Origin of the sequence: Dehalobacter sp. DCM, from assembly GCF_024972775.1 — a bacterium.
Taxonomy (GTDB): Bacteria; Bacillota; Desulfitobacteriia; order Desulfitobacteriales; family Syntrophobotulaceae; genus Dehalobacter.
Genome location: NZ_CP092282.1, coordinates 2,312,117 through 2,333,411 on the forward strand (window position 1 = coordinate 2,312,117; position 21,295 = coordinate 2,333,411).

The 21,295-nt window shown below is 46.0% G+C and carries 15 protein-coding genes; all 15 read left to right on the plus strand.

Annotated elements, in window-relative coordinates; translation table 11 throughout:
* The first annotated feature begins 265 nt into the window (after nucleotides 1-265).
* The 15 genes from LPY66_RS10715 to LPY66_RS10785 all read left to right on the plus strand — a co-directional run bounded on the left by LPY66_RS10715 (nucleotide 266) and on the right by LPY66_RS10785 (nucleotide 21,184).
* Nucleotides 266-1,195, plus strand: a complete 930-nt coding sequence (locus LPY66_RS10715) for an alpha/beta fold hydrolase (protein ID WP_337984334.1) — start codon at nucleotides 266-268, stop codon at nucleotides 1,193-1,195.
* A gap of 40 nt (nucleotides 1,196-1,235) precedes the next feature.
* A complete protein-coding gene (locus LPY66_RS10720) occupies nucleotides 1,236-3,221 on the plus strand; it encodes a bifunctional metallophosphatase/5'-nucleotidase (RefSeq protein WP_337984335.1) in 1,986 nt (661 codons plus the stop codon).
* Between the two features lie 137 nt (nucleotides 3,222-3,358).
* Nucleotides 3,359-3,925 carry a xanthine phosphoribosyltransferase gene (locus LPY66_RS10725; protein WP_337984336.1) on the plus strand — a complete coding sequence of 189 codons (567 nt, stop codon included), beginning with the start codon at nucleotides 3,359-3,361 and terminating at the stop codon, nucleotides 3,923-3,925.
* Nucleotides 3,926-4,033: 108 nt separating this feature from the next.
* Entirely contained in the window at nucleotides 4,034-5,158 is a 1,125-nt protein-coding gene (locus LPY66_RS10730) for a BMP family ABC transporter substrate-binding protein (RefSeq protein WP_337984337.1), read from the plus strand.
* A gap of 329 nt (nucleotides 5,159-5,487) precedes the next feature.
* Nucleotides 5,488-7,023, plus strand: a complete 1,536-nt coding sequence (locus LPY66_RS10735; RefSeq protein WP_337988070.1) for an ABC transporter ATP-binding protein — start codon at nucleotides 5,488-5,490, stop codon at nucleotides 7,021-7,023.
* Entirely contained in the window at nucleotides 7,016-8,101 is a 1,086-nt protein-coding gene (locus LPY66_RS10740; RefSeq protein ID WP_337984338.1) for an ABC transporter permease, read from the plus strand. Before LPY66_RS10735 ends, LPY66_RS10740 begins: the two co-directional genes overlap by 8 nt.
* Nucleotide 8,102: 1 nt before the next feature.
* Nucleotides 8,103-9,038, plus strand: coding sequence for an ABC transporter permease (locus LPY66_RS10745; protein WP_337984339.1), 936 nt, complete (start codon nucleotides 8,103-8,105; stop codon nucleotides 9,036-9,038).
* A gap of 584 nt (nucleotides 9,039-9,622) precedes the next feature.
* Nucleotides 9,623-11,749, plus strand: coding sequence for an acetyl-CoA decarbonylase/synthase complex subunit alpha/beta (gene acsB, locus LPY66_RS10750; RefSeq protein ID WP_337984340.1), 2,127 nt, complete (start codon nucleotides 9,623-9,625; stop codon nucleotides 11,747-11,749).
* Nucleotides 11,750-12,176: 427 nt separating this feature from the next.
* Entirely contained in the window at nucleotides 12,177-12,323 is a 147-nt protein-coding gene (locus LPY66_RS10755) for a hypothetical protein (protein ID WP_337984341.1), read from the plus strand.
* Nucleotides 12,324-13,133: 810 nt separating this feature from the next.
* Nucleotides 13,134-15,362 (plus strand): molybdopterin-dependent oxidoreductase, encoded by a 2,229-nt coding sequence (locus tag LPY66_RS10760; protein WP_337984342.1) that lies wholly within the window; start codon nucleotides 13,134-13,136, stop codon nucleotides 15,360-15,362.
* Between the two features lie 17 nt (nucleotides 15,363-15,379).
* Nucleotides 15,380-15,712, plus strand: coding sequence for an oxidoreductase (locus tag LPY66_RS10765; protein ID WP_337984343.1), 333 nt, complete (start codon nucleotides 15,380-15,382; stop codon nucleotides 15,710-15,712).
* Nucleotides 15,713-15,857: 145 nt separating this feature from the next.
* Nucleotides 15,858-16,316 (plus strand): NADH-quinone oxidoreductase subunit NuoE family protein, encoded by a 459-nt coding sequence (locus LPY66_RS10770; protein ID WP_337984344.1) that lies wholly within the window; start codon nucleotides 15,858-15,860, stop codon nucleotides 16,314-16,316.
* Complete coding sequence (locus LPY66_RS10775) at nucleotides 16,313-18,316, plus strand: NADH-ubiquinone oxidoreductase-F iron-sulfur binding region domain-containing protein (protein ID WP_337984345.1); 2,004 nt, start codon at nucleotides 16,313-16,315, stop codon at nucleotides 18,314-18,316. The genes LPY66_RS10770 and LPY66_RS10775 overlap by 4 nt, the downstream gene beginning before the upstream one ends.
* On the plus strand, nucleotides 18,301-18,942 hold the full coding sequence (locus LPY66_RS10780; protein WP_337984346.1) for a 2Fe-2S iron-sulfur cluster-binding protein: 642 nt from the start codon (nucleotides 18,301-18,303) through the stop codon (nucleotides 18,940-18,942). The genes LPY66_RS10775 and LPY66_RS10780 overlap by 16 nt, the downstream gene beginning before the upstream one ends.
* 157 nt (nucleotides 18,943-19,099) lie before the next feature.
* The gene (locus tag LPY66_RS10785; protein WP_337984347.1) at nucleotides 19,100-21,184 is read left to right on the plus strand and encodes a sigma-54 interaction domain-containing protein; all 2,085 of its coding nucleotides are present in this window, start codon (nucleotides 19,100-19,102) and stop codon (nucleotides 21,182-21,184) included.
* Nucleotides 21,185-21,295 lie beyond the last annotated feature (111 nt).

Sequence of the window (21,295 nt, forward strand, 5' to 3'; positions counted from 1 at the left end):
CTTGACGCCGGAACTTGTGGCACCCAGACTGATTTTAAGATTTGAGCTGGTTTCTATGTGTTTTTTTAAGTTGTTATTTCAGGAACGTAATATAAGTATACCATGACGTAAATTCGAGCAGCAAGATACAGCATCACCCTAGCTTGGGATGAAATCAATTGCGGTGCAAGTCACATCCGTATGAAATTATTATAAACAGCGCTGCAATAATGTGGTATCATGATGCTGAAGTCACGATTTTTATCATTAAAAGGGGACTCACCCGATGGAAAAGATGAGCGGTTTCTTGACCCTGCCGGATTCTAATTTTAGTCTGTTTATGCGTCGCTGGATCCCAAAAGATGCCCCAGTTATAGGAATTGTCTTAATCATTCACGGGATTGCGGAGCACTCACGGCGTTATGCACCCTTTGCCGAAAGATTAACAGAAGCAGGCTATGTCGTTTATGCCTATGACCAGCGAGGGCATGGGAAAACCATTCAAAAGCCGGAAGACCAAGGCGATATCGGCAAAGACGGCTGGAAACTGTTGTCACAGGACGTTCATGGTATGATCACGGTTATCCAAGGGGACTATGCCGATCTGCCATTATTTATCTTCAGTCACAGTTTAGGAACACTTGTTACCCAGAGTTATCTGTCTGCCTATCGCGATCAGCAGGAGATCGCCGGAGTCATTCTATCCGGTCCTGTGGGAGAAGCCAAACCGAGGCTTATTTTTGGCAGGTTCCTGTCGCGGGTGCTGACACTTCTCAAGGGAAAACAGAGCAAAAGCAAGCTGCTGCAAACGATGTCCTTCCAGAATTTTAACGCCAAGTGCGCCGAGCAGCGAACGACATATGACTGGCTGACACGGGATACAACCATCGTTGACAGTTATATTCAGGACGAATGCTGCGGACATGCGTGTACAACCTGGTTTTACCATGAATTAGCCGTTGCCGTCATGATGTCCCAAAGTCAGAGCAAGGCTGAGCAAATCCCGAAAGATATCCCCGTACTGATATTTTCCGGCAGTATGGATCCTGTCACCCAATACGGGCGAGTTGCCGAGAATTTAAACCGGCGCTATCGTGAAGCGGGAATCAAAGACGTCACGCTGCGCATCTACGCTGAAGGCAGACACGAATCCATTAATGAGATCAACAGAGACGAGGTCATCGCCGACATCATCGGCTGGCTGGATTCCAAATAAAAATAAATTTAGCGTGGAGTAAGTGAAGAGAGGTTATGCTATGAGAATTACGTTGAAAACACTGGTAACTGCCGTGCTGGTATGTTCACTTTTACTTTTATCCGTAAATACCCCTCCGGTGGTCGCTGAAGGAGATACAAACCCGGCAGATTCAAACAGCCTGACGATCCTGTTTACAAACGACCTCCACGACCATTTGCTTCCGGTCAAAGCAGAGATCAACCATGTTGTCACGGAATCAGGCGGATTTGCACGTCTGCAGAGTGCCATTTTGGCCGAAAGAGCGAAAGATTCCAATACGTTGCTGGTTGACGGCGGTGATTATTCGATGGGAACACCGTTTCAAACCATATTCCGCAGCGATTCGCCGGAATTAAAGATCATGGGAATGATGGGGTATGATGCCGTTACATTTGGCAATCACGAATACGATTACCGCGCGGCCGGACTGGCCGATAGCCTGACCGTGGCTGCCGCTGCAGCAAAGGAAAACGGCAGTCGGTTGCCACAAATCGTCCAGGCGAATGTCACCTTTCCCAAGGACGCCAGCGGCCAGCTATCACCATCGTTGCAGGCGTTAGCCCAGGCTTATCAGGAATACGGGGTTAAAGAGTATACCATCATCGAGAAAAAATGTACGAAAATCGGTATTTTCGGCATCATGGGGATCGACTCGGCTTCCAATGCGCCTAAGTCGGAGGTCGTGTTTACCGATCCCATCGACAATGCACAGCGTATCGTTAAGGTATTAAAGGAGCAGGAGAAAGTTGATGTGATCGTCTGTTTATCCCACTCCGGTACATGGCCGGATAAAGCCGAATCCGAAGATGAGATTCTGGCAGAGAAAGTCCCGGATATTAATGTGATCATCAGTGCGCATACCCATACGAAGCTAGTAGAGCCGATCATTGTCGGGAAAACGATCATCGGTTCGGTTGAAGACAGTGCCAAATATTTGGGTGTGTTAAAACTAACCAAGGACAGCAATGCCAACTGGGCGCTTCAGAGTTATCGGCTGCAGCAAATCAATAACAGTTTGCCGGACGATAAAACCATCGCCGCTGTCGTCGCGCAGTATAAGCAGGCTGTTCAATCCGCGTTCTTTGACCAATTCAACCTCGATCAAGACGCCATTCTCGCGATGTCCCCCTATAATTTCCATAAGGTCAATGATATTCTCGATCATCATCACGAAGATACCCTTGGTAATTTGATTTCTGATTCCTATATTTATGCCGTAAAAAAAGCGGAAGGGGATGCGTATATTCCTGTTACCATGGCGGTTGTTCCAGCCGGTACGATACGCAGCACCTTTTATCAGGGGAATATCACAGCAGCCGATGCTTTCAGTGTCAGTTCGCTGGGCATCGGCCCGGATAACATCCCGGGTTACCCCTTAATCTCGATTTACTTAACCGGAAAGGAACTGAAAACAGTCTGTGAAGTAGACGCCTCCATTGCGCCGATGATGAAGGAAGCACAGCTGTTTTTGTCCGGTGTAAACTTTACGTTTAATCCCCATCGAATGATCTTCAATAAGGTCACGGCGGTGACATTGCAGACAGATGGCGGGTTGACTGAGATTGATGATACGAAACTTTATCGCGTGATTGCCGGTTTGTATTCCGCGCAGATGCTTTCCGTGGTCGGAGATAAATCCCACGGAGTGTTATCGCTGATCCCTAAAACCGAGGCGGGGACGCCGATTACGGATTTTGAAGCTCAAATCATTAAAGACACTGCCAATGGGATGGAAGTCAAAGAGTGGCAGGCAATTGCCCAATATCTGCAGTCTTTTCCCAAAGTGAACGGTACGGCCCAAATTCCATCCGAATACAGTGACGCCCAAGGCCGAAAAGTTATTGATGACTCCACAAATATCGTGTCCTTGGTCAAAAATCCAAATAAGATTACGCTGGCTGTATTTGCGGTGGTAATTATCCTGGCTGCCCTTATCTGTTTTATCATATCCCGTATAGTGATACACCAAAGAAGAAAGAGTAAACGTATACAGAATTCGAACTGATGAGTTCGACCCAAAAATACATCAAGTGATAAAATGTTTAAATTTACGACTAAAACTCAAAATTATTGCAAGACAAAATAAGTTTGGAATATTATAATATATACTGCGCGTACCGACTAATTCCGGAGGAGAAACAAGTGCACGATCTAAAGGAAAAGATTATGACAGAAGGCAAAGTATATCGCGATATGCTTAAAGTAGATAGTTTTCTTAATCACCAGATTGATGTGGAACTATTTAACACCATGGGTAAGGAATTTCATCACCGTTTTGCAGCAAAAAATATAACAAAAATATTAACAATTGAGGTATCCGGTATCGCCATTGCCTGTATGACCGCTCAATACTTCCATGTGCCGGTGGTCTATGCCAAGAAAATGCAAGCCGCCAATCTGGATGCGGATACATATCAAAGCAGGGTAGATTCGTTTACCAAAGGCATTGACTATACCATCCGGGTGGACAAGCAGTATCTTCATCAAATCGACCGTATTCTGATCATCGATGACTTTTTATCAAAGGGTAATGCCGTCTTGGGACTCAAGGAAATTATCGATCAGGCCGGAGCCGAGTTAATGGGTGTCGGCATTGTTATCGAGAAAGAATTCCTTGGTGGCGGACAGATCCTCAGAGAACAGGGGATCGACGTCCAGTCCCTCGCAGCAGTTCGCTCCATGGAGGGCGGGAAAATCATCTTCGCCTAGGTCAAGCATCTTCCATCCTAGTGTTACAAGCAAAATGCTTATTTGGCATTACTACGATATATCATACTGTAAAGTATATATATAATTATTACATAGGAGGAAAAACACGTGAAAAGAAGACTCACCTTTATTGCTGTCCTTGTTGTGACAATCGCATTGGCGTTATCAGGATGCGGAACCGCTAAAACGGATGATAAATCCGGCGGTGTTGCCAAGGACAAAATCAAGATCGGTTTCATCTATGTTGGTCCGGCGAATGACGGCGGTTGGACACAAGCTCACGATAACGGCAGAAAGTATATGGTCGAGCAACTCGGTTTGAGTGCTGATCAGACCGTTATTAAAGAAATCGTCAACGATGCCAATGCCGACAGCGAACAGGTCATGCGCGACATGATCGATCAGGGCTGCAATATCATCTTTGCAACCAGCTTTGGCTATGCCTCCCATGTTGAAAAAATTGCTAAAGAATATCCCGATGTCAAATTCTATCATTGTTCGGGGTATATTAAAGGCGATAATATTTCTACCTATTTCGGCAGAATGTATGAACCCAGATACTTATCCGGTATTGTTGCCGGCTTAAAAACCAAGACCGATCGCATTGGTTATGCCGCAGCGTTTGAAACTCCGGAAGTTATCAGCGGTATCAACGCCTTTGCTTTAGGAGTAAAATCAGTGAATCCGGATGCCAAAATCATTGTCAAATGGACCCATACTTGGATCGATGCCGCTCAGGAAAAAGCAGCAGCGGTCGCTCTCTTGAATGACGGCTGTGATGTTATTTCCCAACATAACGACTCCACCTCGCCCCAGGTTGCTGCAGAGCAAAAAGGTGCCTATGCTATCGGCTATAATATCGATAACCCCACAGCTGCCCCCAAGGCGTATATGACTGCTCCGATCTGGAATTGGGGACCGTATTATCAAGCCGAAGTCCAGAGCGTGATCGACGGTTCGTGGAAACCAAGCGATTACCATGGCGGCATGGCCGAAGGGATCCTGGATCTTGCTCCGCTGACCGCTGTTGCTCCGACTGAAGCCAAAGCCCTTGTTGACGACGCCAAAGCGAAAATCAAAGACGGATCGCTCCAGGTATTCGCCGGAGAAATCAAAGATCAGGCGGGTAATGTTAAAGTAGAAAAAGGAAAATACTTAGACTATGCTCAGATCATGAGCACCGATATGAACTGGTTCGTTGATAACGTCGAAGGCGTTATTGAAGCACAATAATCTTCTAACTAGTTCAACGTTCTCGGGTTGGTCTGCATGCCACATTCCGCTTTCGGCAGATAGCGCCATCCATGGCTTCGCCGCTCCTGCACCCTCCATGGTGCCCGCGGCATTAGGTCATCCGTGACCGTTACAGCCGCGCTCCGCAATCCGTGCTCCGCTTGTCGCCGGAACTGTGGCACGCAGACCTGATTTGAGGCAAAAAAGATACCAGGAAATTGTACAAGATATTGAGAACGTTGTGCCAGGACTGTGTATACCGTCCAGCCAATGACGCTGGACGGTATACCGCACCTGAAGCTATTTCACCGCACGATAAAGAGGTACACGTGGATAATAATGCATATATTGAGTTGAAAAATATTACGAAAACTTTTGGAACCGTTATTGCCAATAACAATGTTAACCTCACAGTTTGCAAGGGCGAGATCCATGCCCTTCTTGGTGAAAACGGTTCGGGAAAAAGCACCCTGATGAACGTGCTCTCGGGAGTCTATGCGCCTGACAGCGGTTCCATTGTGATTAACGGCGTGGAAGCGGCAATAAAATCCCCGAAAGATTCCATTCAATTGGGCATCGGCATGATCCACCAGCATTTTAAACTGGTGGATGTCCTGACGGCGAAAGAAAATATTATTGCCGGACAAAAAGGCAATTTTTTTATTCGGCAGAAAACACTGTCCGAGCAGATTGGGGCGATTTCTTATAAATATGGCCTGGAAGTCGACCCGGATAAGAAAGTTTATGCCATGTCGGTAGGCGAAAAACAAACTGTAGAAATTCTTAAAGTTCTGTACCGGGGTGCGCGAATTCTCATCCTGGATGAACCGACAGCGGTGTTGACGCCGCAAGAGACCAATAATCTGTTTATAATTTTGAAAAAAATGAGGGATGCCGGCTGTGCTGTTATCCTGATTACGCATAAACTCAATGAGGTCATGGAAGTGAGTGACCGGATCACGGTGTTGCGCAAAGGTGAAACCATTGGGACCATCGATAAAGATCAAGCGAGTGTCCAACTCTTAACGGAAATGATGGTAGGCTATCCTATCGATCTTTCTATCGAGCGTGTGGAAGAGCCAACAGCACAGCAGCCGCTTTTAACTGTGGAGAATCTGATCGTTCTCGATGAGGATAAGGTACCTGTAATCAATGGCATCTCGTTTCAATTGTCTCCGGGTGAAATTCTTGGTGTAGCCGGTATTGCCGGCAGCGGGCAAAAGGAACTGTGCGAAGCCATTGCCGGTCTTTGTCCTGTGGAAAAAGGTGTCATTGATTATGATGGTGAAAACATCGTCGGCAAAAATCCGCGGGAAATCATCAAAAAAGGGATCACGATGAGTTTTGTACCGGAAGACCGCCTCGGGATGGGACTGGTCGCTTCCATGGGAATGGTGGATAATATTATTCTCAAAGAATACCAAAATCAAAAAGGGATATTTATTGACCGTGAACCGGCTAAAAATAAAGCCAGAGAACTGATAAAAAAACTGGATATTCAGACACCGGGAATCTATCACCCTATAAAACAGCTCTCCGGCGGAAATATCCAAAAGGTCTTGCTTGGCCGGGAAATCGAATCGAAGCCGCGTCTGCTGATTACTGCTTACCCGGTAAGGGGTTTGGATATCGGGGCATCCTATACTGTCTATGATTTATTAAATGAACAAAAGAAAAAAAATGTTGCCATTCTTTACATCGGCGAAGATCTTGATGTACTCCTGGAACTGTGCGACCGGATCATGGTCCTGGAAAGCGGCAAAATAGCCGGGATCTTAGATGCAAAATGTGCCGTTAAAGAACAAATCGGACTGTTGATGACGGGTGGAACAATCGGTGACGGGGAGGCAGCGGCCCATGCTTAGAATAGTCAAACGTTCAGATATTTCAAGTCGGAAAGCCCTTGTCTACCGAGTTTTCGCTGTCCTTCTGGCACTTGTTGTCTCGGCGGGCGTGATCCTGTTATTAGGTCATAATCCGTTAAAAGTATATGCCTCGATGGTGACAGGATCTTTGGGGACAGCCCATCGCTTTGAGGCAACGATTATCAAAACGATTCCGTTAGTCATCACCTCGTTAGGCATCGCTGTTGCTTTTCGCATGAAGTTCTGGAATATCGGCGGGGAGGGACAGATCCTGATGGGCGCTTATGCGGCCAGTGTGGTTGTCTTTAGTTTCCCCGATCTGCCTTCTATCGCTTTGCTGCCTTTGATGTTTCTGGCCGCGGTTATCGGCGGCGGTATTTGGGCATTGATACCGGCGTTCTTTAAAGCCCAGTTTGGGACCAATGAGACGTTGTTTACCCTGATGATGAATTATGTCGCCATTTATTGGGTTACCTACCTGCAAAACGGGCCATGGAAGGATCCTCAGGCGATGGGCTTTCCTCAAATTCAGGATTACCCGGATAACGCGATCCTGCCGGATGTTTTCGGCATCCACATGGGATGGATCATTGCGCTGGTTCTGATCATCGTCATGCATATATTTATGTCACGTTCCAAAAAAGGGTATGAGATTGCCGTTCTCGGGGAAAGTGAGAATACCGCCCGGTATGCCGGCATGAATATTAAGAAGATTATTTTGATTGCCATGCTTTTTAGCGGTGGACTTTGCGGTCTGACAGGAATGATCCAAGCTTCGGCCGTAAATAACACGCTGGCCTCCGGTATATCCGGCGGCTACGGCTTTACTGCGATTATTACAGCTTGGCTTGGCCAATTAAGTGCACCTCTAATCACTGTCGTCTGCTTTCTGTTTGCGATTTTGATCCAGGGCAGCAATTACATTCAGACTGCGTTTCAGATCCCCCAAGCCTCGGCGAATATTATCCAAGGCATGATTTTATTTTGTATTTTAGGCAGCGAATTCTTCATTCAATATAAGGTTACCGGACAAGGGAAACAAACCAAAAATCCGACACCGGTGAAGGAGGGGAAGTAGCATGGAATTTCTGATCTTATTCCTGACCGCCTCCGTACAGGCTGGAACTCCTCTTCTTTACGCCACTCTTGGTGAAACCATTACGGAAAAAGCAGGCAACCTGAACCTCGGAGTTGAAGGGATGATGCTGATGGGTGCCGTCACCGGCTTTATGGTTGCCTTAGCCACGGCGAATCCTGCACTGGCGATTATCGGGGCTTTGGCAGCAGGTGCCTTTGGCGCGCTGATTTTTACTTTCCTCACCGTATCACTCCGTACCAATCAAGTTGTCACCGGCCTGGCTTTAACGATATTTGGTACCGGAATAGCCGGGTACTTTGGCCAGAAGCTGACAGGCAGTGTTGTCCCGGGACAGGTGAAAGCTGTTTTTATCCCGCTGAAGTTACCCGTTTTGGGGGATATTCCGTTTATCGGCCATATTCTGTTTGATCAGGATATCCTGATCTATGGCGGGTACCTGGTCATGATTGCCACAGGAATCTATTTGTATAAAACGCGAAAAGGACTTAATTTGCGTATCATCGGAGAAAATCCCGCCGCAGCCGATGCCTCTGGCATACGGGTAACACTCTATAAATATGTCCATATCCTGGTGGGCGGTGCGCTATGCGGTCTTGGCGGCGCGTATCTGTCCCTGGTCTATGTTCCCGCCTGGCAGGAAAATATCACAGCGGGACGCGGTTGGATTGCCGTCGCCCTGGTTATTTTTGCGACGTGGAACCCCTATAAAGCGTGGCTGGGAGCCTATTTCTTCGGCGCTCTTAGTATTGCCGGATTCTATATCACCAAGTTTCAAATTAGTGTGTCCACTTACTTTTTGGACATGCTGCCCTATATTGCCACCATTATCGTCCTGGTCGTAATATCGATCCGGAAATCCAAAGAGAATGCCCCGCCGAAAGCGTTGAGTGAACCCTATTTCAGGGAAGAACGATAGACGCAAATAGTACACCGTTCTTTATAATACGTAAGCACTTGAGTATTTTTATTATTGAATAACCTTTTTCTGGCTAGTATAAGCGATCCCACCAGGACGCTTATATTAGCTTTTTTTATGCGATCGTGTTATCAACACATCAAGAAGCCTCTCTTTAAAAGGCGGATAATGATGGAACTTTTCAGTAGAAAAATTTCCATACAAGCATGCAACGTATTACGAGTTAATCATTCATTAATCTTTTCACTCCTCAAATCTGGTCTGCGTACCACAGTTCCAGCGACAAGCGGAGCATGGATTGCGTAGCGCAGCTGTGACGGCCACGGATGGCCTAATGTCGCGGACACCATGGAGGGTGTAGGAGCGACAAGGCCACGGATGGCCTAATGTCGCGGACACCATGAAGGGTGCAGTACTGTACTATTTTTATTGCGTATCGGACTTGTATGCAATGTATATTTTTTTTGAATCAACAAATCCTGAAAACAGATCAGAAAATAAACTTTAATAACTCTAGTCTACTGGATTTAGGATTTAGGATTTAGGATTTAGGATTAAGAATTTTATCAATAGGAGGATCGAATATGAGTTTAACTGATATCATTTTTGCCGGATCAAAAACAGCACTGCAAATTGCGGAGGAATCCGTAGCCAAGGCCATCGCTGCCAAAGGGAAAGACTATCGCGTCGCGTTTCCGGAGACGGCCTATTCACTTCCCCTGATTTATGCGATCACCGGAAATAAAACCAGTACCTTGGACGATTTACAAGGCGGTTTATCCCTTGTCAAAGCATTAATCGTCGAAGAAGAAGATTTGGGAAAAGCTCTGGATGCGGGAATAGCCACTGCGGTTGCCGCGGAAATCATTGAAGCGGTGAAATTTGTGCAGGATGACAATCCTTATAATCCCCCTTGTTTTGGCTTTATTACCGACGCCGTTATCCGCAGCTGGGGAGTCGGTCTGGTCATGGGGGATATCCCGGGTGTTGCCGTTATTGTCGGGGAATGTCCCGATAAAGAAACAGCATCCAATTTGATTAAAGATTACCAGGCGAAAGGGTTATTAACTTTTCTTGTCGGTGGCGTTATCGACCAGGCAATTGCAGCCGGAATAAAAACTGGTGTTGATCTGCGGATCCTGCCGCTGGGCTATGATATCACGTCTGTGGTGCATGTGGTCAGTGTGGCGATTCGCGCAGCACTGATCTTTGGTGCCGTTCCGCCGGGGCAACCCGATGAATTTAAACAATATACTGCAAAAAGGGTTAAAGCCTTTGTCAACGCACTTGGGCCATTAAACGAAGTAGTCGTTGCGGCGGGAGCCGGGGCAATCGCTCTTGGATTTCCTGTCTTATCCGACCAGGAGGTTCCCGAAGTCCCCGGTGCGCTGATGACCGAAAAGAATTATGATAAACTGGTGGGCGCTTCTCTTGAAGCCCGAGGGATCAAAATTAAAATGACGCGAATTCCGATCCCGGTGTGTTTTGCCGCGGCCTTTGAAGGCGAAAGAATTCGTAAGAATGAAATGTTTGTGGAGTTTGGCGGAGGTAGGACAGAATCTTGGGAATTGGTACGGCAAATCAGTTTAACGGAAATTGAGGATCATAAAATTACGATTATCGGAGAAGATATCGATATTCTCAAAGAAATACCGGGAAAAATGCCACTGGCTGTCTTGGTGGAAGTGGCTGGCAAGAACATGCAGGAAGACTTCGAACCGGTCTTGGAACGAAGAATCCATTACTTTATAAACTATGTCGAAGGACTGATGCATGTCGGACAGCGCGACACCACCTGGATCCGTGTTGGTAAGGAAGCCTTTGCTAAGGGGTTAAGACTGCAGCATATCGGCGAAGTGATTTATGCCAAAATGCTCGACGAATTCGGTGCTGTGGTCGACAAATGTCAGGTCACGCTGATCACAGACGAAAATATTGCCAAAGACTATAAAGCCACGTATGCCATCCCCAAGTATCGCGCCCGTGATGAACGTATTGCGAATTTGACGGATGACACGGTGGATACCTTCTATTCCTGTACACTTTGCCAGTCATTTGCCCCTTCCCATGTCTGTGTGGTTACGCCGGAACGACTTGGTCTGTGCGGCGCGGTGAGCTGGCTTGATTCCAAAGCCACGTTCGAATTGGATCCAACCGGACCATCAAAGCCCATCCCCAAGGAGAACACACTGGATCAGGTCAAAGGGTCTTGGCAATCGGTGAATGAGGCCGTTCAGGCATTATCACAGGGAAGCCTGGGACAAATCACTCTTTACAGCTTGATGGAAGATCCCATGACTTCCTGCGGCTGTTTCGAGTGTATTGCCGGGATTATGCCGGAAGCCAATGGGGTTATCATCGTTAACCGCGAATTTTCTGGTGTCTCCCCGGTGGGTATGACTTTCGGGGAACTTGCTTCCATGACCGGCGGCGGCGTGCAGTCTCCCGGATTCATGGGTCATGGCCGACAATTTATTTCATCCCGGAAATTTATTTCTGCCGAAGGCGGGCCTGGCCGTATTGTCTGGATGCCGAAGGAATTAAAGGATTATGTCGCAGATAAGTTGAATAAAACGGCGAAAGAATTATATGATATTGATAATTTTACCGATATGATCTGCGACGAAACAATCGGCACGGAAACGGAAACTGTAATGACTTTTCTGGCGGAAAAAGGCCATCCGGCGTTTAATATGGAGTCACTGTTGTAAAGTGAATGAATGAAGTCAAACCCATTTCAACAACCCCTCGAAACGGAGGGGTTAATTTTTTATACTTATTTACAGATTAACTCAACTTTCCCGTTAGGGGCTCTGCTTATTTCTGGGACCCTATTGGATGAAGCGATTGGGCAAAAGATTACCAATAAAGTTTCTTTTTGAGACTTTACAAGCATACCCCTAAGATAACCCCATATACTAATGAACGAAAAGCCCGAAGGTACGGGCTTTTATTTTTTTTTGACTATAAGATGCTGATTGGCACATGTCTTGCAATTATCAAAGACGAAGCATAAATTAAATGATTATTAGAAAAACAATTGAGCAAGAAGGAGAGCAAATTAAGCATGGGTTCCCTGAGCCTGAAGTTCGTTGAAATTTGCAGGCGTAAGATAATTAAAAAAAGGAGGTTGGTATTATGTGTTTTAGACCACCGGATGCGGCGAAAAGTGTTAGGTGTCCATCATGCAACATGTTAAATCCTTCCACTTTGGAAAAATGCAGAAAATGCAAGACAGAACTACCTAAACAAGACGATGAAGAAAAAGAAAAAACCAACGAGTAGTTCGATCTTAGGACTGGCTTTAATATAAAGCCAGTCCTGCCATTTTTATATCGAAGTTGAGCCTTTACTCATAGGAAAGGCAGTTTAGCAACGTAACCAGAATTCCAAGAACTTTCCCAACTTATTCTTAAAAAAAAAAATTTGCCCCTGGAGTTCAGTTCCGGCCTGTTCCTGTCCAAATTGTAAAGTGCCTTAGATTAGCTAAAAAGAATTATTTTTTACAAGTATTGGATGGCTGGCCCGTTTATTGCATTAAAGTGTTTTGAAACATGAAACCTGCAAAATAAATGTGAAGGGAGGGGGAAGGTCTGGGAGAATGTGCGCATCAGGCCATGTTCAATCTAGCGGTTCATTGTCCGACCGCATAGCGAATGGGTTGGGGTTGCAGTTTTTGCTAATTGGTGTAGATGAATAAAGTTTTAAGGAGGTAGAGCGGTTATGAGCAAGGACGACGGTTTCAAAGTGGAGAAAGACACGACAAACAAGTTTGTGAATTATAGTCTAAGTGATTATGCAACCAAAAATGTAAAGTGCCCTTCATGCGGAATGTTTAATCCACCGACCCTTGATAAGTGCCGCAGATGTAAGGCAGACGTTCCGAAAAATTAGTTCCAAGAGAATTTTACTTAAGCGACGAGGTCGTTAGAAATATATTGTTTTGTCATTAAACAGCCTCAATGTGCGCATGTGACCCAGAGTTCAGCTACTGCTTCATTATTCTATCGCAGAGCAATGTGATCCAATTCGTTAATTTGGTCGCTCGTTAGTAAGTAGTGTTACAAAGAAAAGCGTCTAAGGAGGTAAATGCTCATGAGTAGTAATAGTAAAAAAGTACAGTGGCAGGAAGGTGACCTGACAGTCACGCGTACGTGTGCCTGGACAGCACCAGGCTGTCATGATGGTTGCTCAGTTCTTTATTACACAAAGGGAAATGAGCTCGTAAAGGTCGAAGGAGACCCGGAAAGCCAATATAATTTTGGCAGGCTGTGCATGCGGTGCCTGAGTATGCCGGAACTGGTGAACGATCCTAACCGCGCCAAATGGCCAATGAAACGGGTGGGTGAACGCGGAGAGAACAAATGGCAGCGGATTACCTGGGATGAAGCCTACGATATTGTCGAAGAAAAAGTACGTGAGATCTGGAGAAATTATGGACCCGAGTCTATCGTAACTGCTATCGGAACCGGACGGAATACCTGGTCCATCGTCCCGAAACTGACCTATTCCGCATTTAAGAGCCCTAACTTCTCCATGGGATTCCTGGCAGGGGACTCCTGCTACCTACCCAGGGCAGCAGCTATGGGGACCATGATTGGAGACTTCTTTATTATTGATGCATCTCAGCTGGATGAACGACGTTATGCGAATCCCGAGTGGAAACGTCCGGAAGTTGTTATGATCTGGGGTAATAATCCGATTATCACAAATGGGGACGGATTCCTGGGCCACTGGATTGTTGACATGATGAAGCTGGGGACAAAACTCATCGTGGTTGACCCCTACCTGACATGGCTTGCTTCCAGAGCCGAATATTGGCTCCAACTGCGCCCCGGTACGGATGCTGCCGTTGGCCTGGCGATGCTCAATGTTATTATCGAAGAAAAACTCTATGATAAAGATTTTGTGGATAATTGGACCTACGGATTTGAGGAACTGTCGGAACGGGTGAAAGAATATCCCCCCGAAAAAGTAGAAGAAATCACATGGGTCCCCAAGGAAAAAATTGTGGCAGCGGCGCGCATGTTCGCCAAAGCGAAACCAGCTTCGGTTCAATGGGGTCTGGCGATAGATACGCAGAGAGCAGGTGTTTCGGTTGCGAACTCCATTTGCGCCCTCGTTGCCATCACCGGCAATCTTGATGTTCCGGGCGGAAACCACCTGATTCGGACGGCATTCGGTGTAGACCGTCTTGCTCACGTCGCGTCTGATTGGGGCCTTGCAGAATTGTCCGAAGAAATGCGGAATAAACGTCTTGGGGTTGCGGAATATCCGCTGCTTAAATTTGGACTCGCCGTCACGTCCCGTGGTGACTCGGTCTTAGAGGCGATTGAAACTGGCAGGCCGTATCCGGTTCAGATGTACTGGATGCAATCCACCAACACCTTTGTCAACACCGCATCAGAATCACACCGTGTTTACAAAGCTATAAAAAAAGTACCCTTCGTCGTCTGTGTTGATCCTGTCTTGACGCCATCTGCCGTCGCCTTTGCCGATCTGTTCCTGCCGGCTGCAATGAGCGTAGAGCGGGACAGCTTAAGAAACTGGTGGACACCGTTAAGATCCATTTCCAAGGTTACTCAATTTGAAGAATGTAAGACCGACGAAGAGATCGTTTTGGATCTCGGCAAACGCCTGAATCCGGACTCTTTCCCCTGGGAAAATGTTGACGAAATGATTAACTGGGCCTTAAAACCGGCTGGCGTTACCTACCAGGAACTGGAAGAAAAAGTCATGATGTGGCCGGAAGTTCATTATAAGAAATATGAACAAGGTTTGCTCCGTCCGGACGGAGAAGCCGGGTTTAACACTGATACAGGGATGGTTAATCTTTATCAGGATATTTTTGTGGAATGGGGCCTGGATCCGCTTCCTTACCATATGGAACCGCCATACAGCCCGGTTTCGACACCGCAGCTGATGAAGGAATACCCGCTAATTCTGACTGCTGGTGCACGTCCGTGGGAATTCTTCCATTCCGAACACCGTCAGAGTGCCACCTTGCGGGAATTCCATCCGAATCCCAGAGTGACCATGCACCCCGATACCGCCGAAAAATACGGGATTAAAGAGGGCGACTGGGTATGGATTGAAAATAACGTCGGAAAATGCAAACAGGTAGCCGTTCTTGATCCGGGTTGGGACCCAAGAGTGGTTCATGGGGAACATGGCTGGTGGTTCCCGGAGAGAGAGGCAGCGGAACCGACCCTCTTCGGGGCATTTGAATCCAACATCAACAGCCTCACAACACAGTGTACGACCGGCCCCACAGGATATGGCGCTCCATTAAAGAACACGATTTGTAAGATTTACAAAGCTTAAAAAGGAGGTAGATGAATATGTCACGTAACGGTTTATTAATAGACTATGAATATTGTACGGGTTGCCATAGTTGTGAAGTCGCCTGCAAAAAAGAGTTAAATCTTACTAAAGGCAAGTTTGGCATAAAATTAGCCAAAAATGGTCCTTTTAAATTAAAGGAAGCTGAGGACAAATGGGAATTAACCTATGTTCCCATTCCCACCCAACTTTGTGATTTATGCGGTGATAGAGTGGCTGCTGGCAAAAAACCAAGTTGTGTACACCATTGCCAGGCCTCCGTGATTGAATTTGGACCTGCAGAAGAACTGTCGAAAAAAATGACTTCGAGAACCGTGCTGTTTGTTCCGTAAAACAAATTGATGATGTCACCCTAATATGTTGCCCCATACCCCCCCTCGTTAAGAGGGGGGGGCACAATCATCTCTGTCCAAGAAAACAATCAAGAATCATTGCCGCATTAAGTCAAATGTTTTGCCATCGATGAGGGGGAGAAAAATGTCCGGATATGTGGAACAATTATGGGATCAGCTGCCTGAAAATGAAAGACAGGCCATGAATATATTAAATAAAATTCAGACGGAGTATGGCTTTATCCCAAGAAATTTATTGTTTGAGCTGGCTGAACGTACCGGAATCCCTGAATCTCAGCTTCATGGTCTGGTGAGTTTCTTTAAGGCCTACCGCACCACACCGGCTGGAAAACACCGCATTCGTATTTGTTATGGAACGGCTTGTTATGCCCGAGGGGCATCCCTAATCTATGACCGTTTTGCCGAAGAACTAAAACTGGAAAGCGGTGACACTTCAGCGGACGGCCTGGTTACTGTCGAGCAGGTCTATTGTGTAGGTGCATGTAGTCAGGCGCCGGTGATTATCCAGGATGAGGAAATCAAAAACAGAATACAGTCTTACCAGGTACCATTGTTGCTTAATGATTTGAGGAAAAAGTCATGAACGGATTTCAGGTTCCTCCCCGGCGGAAATACCTGGTATCTGCCTCAGTTCGCCAAGAACTTAAAGAAAAAAAGAGACCGGTAGAAAGTTCTTATAAACCCCCCGATTTCGATGTGGTCATTCCCTTGCCTAGTCTGGTGGAAGAAGGACGTCTTTCTCTGTTCCCTAAAATATCAAGAATAAGTGTTGGAGTGGCTACCTGCGGCCGTGTTGCAGGGGCTCAGTCTATCATGCAAACTCTGGTTGAACGGGACTGGGAAAATCAGGCCCGTGTTGTTAGCGTAGGTTGTCTGGGCGCTTGTTATGCCGAACCCCTGGTAGATATCAGAACGAGTGAGGGCAGGCATTATTTTTTTGGAGGAGTAGATCGCCAGTCTTTGTGGAGTATCATCACAACAGCGCTGGGAAGCCCTCCTCCGGTAAAACACCTCTGGGCAGTGGCCCAGGAACGTCAAACCGGAGTTTTGCGTGGAATACATGATCTGGAGCTAATTCAATTAGAGAAATGCGGGTTTAAAGATTTTTTTCATCCTCAGGTGCGTCGGATTAGTGGCCGCTGTGGACTGATAGATCCGCAAAACATAACTGAATATGCAGCGACAGGTGGGTATCAGGCACTGGCAAAGGCTCTTTTCGAATTAAAACCCAAAAATATTATACAGATGATTGAGGCTTCAGGATTGCGGGGCAGGGGGGGAGCCGGTTTTCCTACGGGTGAAAAATGGTATATTACATCCGAAAGCCCTGATCCAATGCGTATTGTGGTGGCAAATGCCGATGAAGGTGATCCCGGTGCCTACATGGACCGGGCTTTGCTGGAAAGTGACCCTTATAGTGTGTTGGAGGGTCTGGTCATTGCGGCCTATGCCATCGGTGCCTCCCAGGGTTATATTTTCGTGCGCCATGAATATCCCCTGGCGGTTCAAACTATACGCAATGCCATTTCCACTGCCCGCAAGGTGGGATTATTGGGTCGTAATATCATGGGTTCCAGCTTTTGCCTGGAAATTAGTGTCGTTGAAAGTGCCGGAGCTTTCGTTTGCGGTGAAGAAACGTCGATGCTGCAAGTAATGGAGAACAAGCGGGGAGAGCCCAGGTGCCGTCCCCCATATCCCGCTGTTCGGGGATTGCAAAACCATCCTACTCTTATCAACAATGTAGAGACCCTGGCGAATATCCCCTGGATTATTCAAAATGGTGCAGATGCCTACCGGGAGCTGGGCACTGCCACAAGTCCGGGTACCAAAATCTTTTGTCTAGCTGGGGCTGTTGAGCGCATGGGTTTTATTGAGGTGCCATTGGGGACGGATACCCATGTTCTTGTCGAAAAAATCGGTGGTGCTTCCAGGCAGTCAATTAAGTCTTTGCATATTGGCGGACCCTCCGGGGGGATTATCCCGTATCGGAGGTTTAACCTTGATTATGAAAGCGTGGCTGCAACCGGAGCGATCATGGGCTCTGGGGGCCTAGTTGTGCTGGACCAGAACAGTTGTATGGTTAACATGGCTCGGCACATGATTAATTTTATGGCCCAAGAATCCTGCGGAAAGTGTGTATTCTGCCGTGATGGATTGCCGCAATTAGAGTCGTTGCTGCTGGAGTTATGTATCGGCAGTGCTCGAGATGGTATTCTGGAAGCAATTGAGGAACTCAGCAGAGCTATCAGGGACTCGGCGTTATGCGGTCTGGGACGGACAGCCGTTAATCCCGTTTTAAGCACTATAAAGGACTTTTTTTCTGAATATGAGGCCCATTTGAGGGGGTGTTGCCCTGCAGTTCATTGCAAACCCCTGATCGATTTTGAGATTCTTTTAACCTCTTGCAGGGATTGCAAGGCGTGTTATTTGGTTTGCCCCAGTGGTGCGGTAAAAATAAGATCAGGGAGGGAACGGTATATTGTCGATCGACAACTCTGCAGCAAATGCTGGGCTTGCTATGAGACTTGCCCATTTGATTGCATAAAAATTACTTCGGAGGAATTCATGTGGAAGAATTCGTAGAGATAGTCGTGGATGAGCAGCTTTTGCCTGTGCGGCGGAATATCCCTTTGCTGCAAGCTTTAAAAGAAAAAGGCATCATTTTGCCTTCTTTGTGTTATAGCTCAAGACTGGAGTCTTATGGAAGCTGCGGTCTTTGTGTATTGGAAGTATACGTCCATGAAGCCTGGAAGGTGCAGCATGCCTGTATGATGCATGCTGAAGAAGGATTGCGCGTCCGGATCAGAAGTGCTCGAATTTCCTGGCTGCAAGGCCGGGCAGCGCAGCTTTTGCTTAAAAGAGGTCCTTTTCCTAAGCTAGAAGTGGAAGAATTCTTATTATCATTAATTCATCAAGCAGAAGAAAGCGATGATTCGGCTTCAACAAACACTTATTTCATAAAACCTCGAGAGAGAACTCAGGACGTAACGAATGCAGGGTGTATATTGTGCGGGCTTTGCGTTCGTATGTGCAGGAAAATCGGCAAGAACCGGTTGGTTTTTCTGGGTAGAGGGAAAAGCCTTCGCGTTGGACTGGTTGATGGCGGCCAGCCTGATATCTGCAGCTATTGTGGGGCTTGCCGCCAGATTTGTCCAACTGGATTTATTCTGCATGATGTAAGGCAAGTTTTTCACAGGCCATTTATATAAAAGTAAAGCTTCTATCAATATTAATTCGAGTCAGACATAATAAAATTTTTTTGTATTGAAATATAATACAATGTGTTGGAACTATTTGGTATAATGTAACATAAAGAAAGTGGGAGATAAGGTTATATCATTTTGGTTAGGTAAAGGGAGGATTCACGTGAGTATAAAGAATACGGATCCGCAAGGCCTGGCACGAAACAACGGTCTTTTTTCCAGTAGTAATTTTCCAATGATGAGTAGGGAAAGATGGGAAGGGATTGTGGAATGTAAGAGAAAGTTCCTCGCTGATGAAAGCTATGATCCACGTGAATGTCCCTATATGGATCCGGATATAGCTGCTTCCTGGATCAGGTCTCGTAAAATGGGTGCTGACCCTTATCTACCTTTGCTGGGTCGTAGTTTAAAGAAAGAAGCTTTTTTCAAAGTTCAGGATAGAAACCGAAGTTTGATAAAAATCACCACACCTCTAATGAATACTTTCAAAAACCTGGCCATCGCTAATTCCTATGGATTGTATTTGACGGATAATCAAAGCATTTTTTTATTGCATGAAGGTGAGATGTTAACTTTGCCGGTTGACGCTCCTTTGATTGGCATGATATGGGATGAAGAAAACGTTGGGACAACAGCGCATGCAATGAGCTTGCATCACAAACGTCCATTTACGTTATTTGGTATTGAGAACTTCTGCGTAGGACTGGAAAACATCGTAGCTTCAGCCGCCTGTATAGGGAACGAGAACGGAGACGTTATTGCTTCCATTGTCTTAGCCCAGGTATTAATGGATGAACCGTGGAAGGATCTCTATCAAAAATATTGTGCGCATACGCTTGCGCTTATTACTGCAATCAGTACAGCGGTTGAATCGCAACTCAGATTACACAAGAGTTTTGCTAGTCTGAAGGTAGCGAATAAGACCCTGGAAACCACATTGGCTTTAATTGATGAAGGTATTATTACCATTGATCAAAATGGGACAATTGTTTATAGCAATGAAGAGGGCAGAAAAATATTCAGATTATCCAAAGAGGAAGTTTGCCAAAAAAATATTCGTAGCTTTCTGGAAAAAGACTCTATGCTTATGGCAATGGCTAAAAAAGGTGAGTCAGGTAACATTGAGGAAACAATCCACCTTGAACAGATTGATAAAAACTATTTAATCAATGTTCAACCTGTGATAGACGAAAATACACAGGAATTTGACGGGGCGTTGCTCCGTATTAATTCTGTCGGCAAGATCAATGCGATAACCGCGAACCGTGCCGGGGCAGTGGCCCGGTTTACTTTCGATGATATTATTGGCGAGAGTGAGGCCATAAAAAAAGCGATAACCAAAGGCCAGTATTATGCAACAACGGCTGAAAACATCCTGTTAATCGGTGAAAGCGGTACAGGCAAGGAACTATTTGCTCAGTCGATACATCATAAGTACTGTCCCAGCGGTCCTTTTATCGCTGTAAATTGTGCGGCATTACCCAGAGAGCTCATTGAAAGTGAATTATTTGGATATGAAGGCGGAAGTTTTACAGGTGCTGATCGCAGCGGAAGACCGGGAAAGATAGAACTAGCCGAAGGGGGAACACTGTTCCTGGATGAAATTGGAGATATGCCTTTCGAGCTTCAGGCCGTTTTGCTGAGGGTTTTGGAAGATAAGCAAGTGATGCGTATTGGCGCACGACGTTCGAAAAAGGTTAATTTCAAAGTGATTGCTGCTACAAACCAGAATCTGTATAAAATGGTTAAGGAAAAGCGTTTCCGAGAAGACTTATTTTATCGTCTGTCGGTTTTAAACATTGCCATTCCGTCGTTGCGTGACAGAGACAGAGACTCTGAACTGTTAACCAATTATTTTATTAAGAAATATTCTCATAAAATGGGCAGAAATATTCCGAAAGTCAGCGCCAGTGTATTAAGTGTTATTAATGAATACAATTGGCCCGGGAATGTAAGGGAATTAGAAAATGCCATTGTCCACGCAGTCATTAACTCCGGAGAAATAATTGAAGTTAATGATTTGCCGGAAAACATTGTTCCGGATGCTTTATGCACGGCCGAAGTTGTGGATGCCAATCTGGGCATCGAGAAAACGGACAGAGTTTCCTCTTTGGCGGATCTAGAGAAAAACGCCATAACAAAAGCCTTGAACAAAGCTAACGGAAATGTCGTTCTGGCTGCTTGTTTACTGGATATCAGCAAGTCAACGATATATAGAAAGTTAAAGGAATATAATATTTCTTTCTAACTATTATTCAATGATGGCAAAGTTGAGTTATTATAAGATAAAAGCAGGTTTTAGGCGGTCATGAACAGAATATTAGCGATATGGTGTTTATTACCGAGACCGGAGTATAAG

Coding starts and splice junctions, on each gene's coding strand:
- LPY66_RS10755 (WP_337984341.1), top strand. CDS start 12,177: ATGTGTTTTAGACCACCGGATGCGGCGAAAAGTGTTAGGTGTCCATCA.
- LPY66_RS10745 (WP_337984339.1), top strand. CDS start 8,103: ATGGAATTTCTGATCTTATTCCTGACCGCCTCCGTACAGGCTGGAACT.
- LPY66_RS10770 (WP_337984344.1), top strand. CDS start 15,858: ATGTCCGGATATGTGGAACAATTATGGGATCAGCTGCCTGAAAATGAA.
- LPY66_RS10765 (WP_337984343.1), top strand. CDS start 15,380: ATGTCACGTAACGGTTTATTAATAGACTATGAATATTGTACGGGTTGC.
- LPY66_RS10760 (WP_337984342.1), top strand. CDS start 13,134: ATGAGTAGTAATAGTAAAAAAGTACAGTGGCAGGAAGGTGACCTGACA.
- LPY66_RS10715 (WP_337984334.1), top strand. CDS start 266: ATGGAAAAGATGAGCGGTTTCTTGACCCTGCCGGATTCTAATTTTAGT.
- LPY66_RS10775 (WP_337984345.1), top strand. CDS start 16,313: ATGAACGGATTTCAGGTTCCTCCCCGGCGGAAATACCTGGTATCTGCC.
- acsB (WP_337984340.1), top strand. CDS start 9,623: ATGAGTTTAACTGATATCATTTTTGCCGGATCAAAAACAGCACTGCAA.
- LPY66_RS10740 (WP_337984338.1), top strand. CDS start 7,016: ATGCTTAGAATAGTCAAACGTTCAGATATTTCAAGTCGGAAAGCCCTT.
- LPY66_RS10720 (WP_337984335.1), top strand. CDS start 1,236: ATGAGAATTACGTTGAAAACACTGGTAACTGCCGTGCTGGTATGTTCA.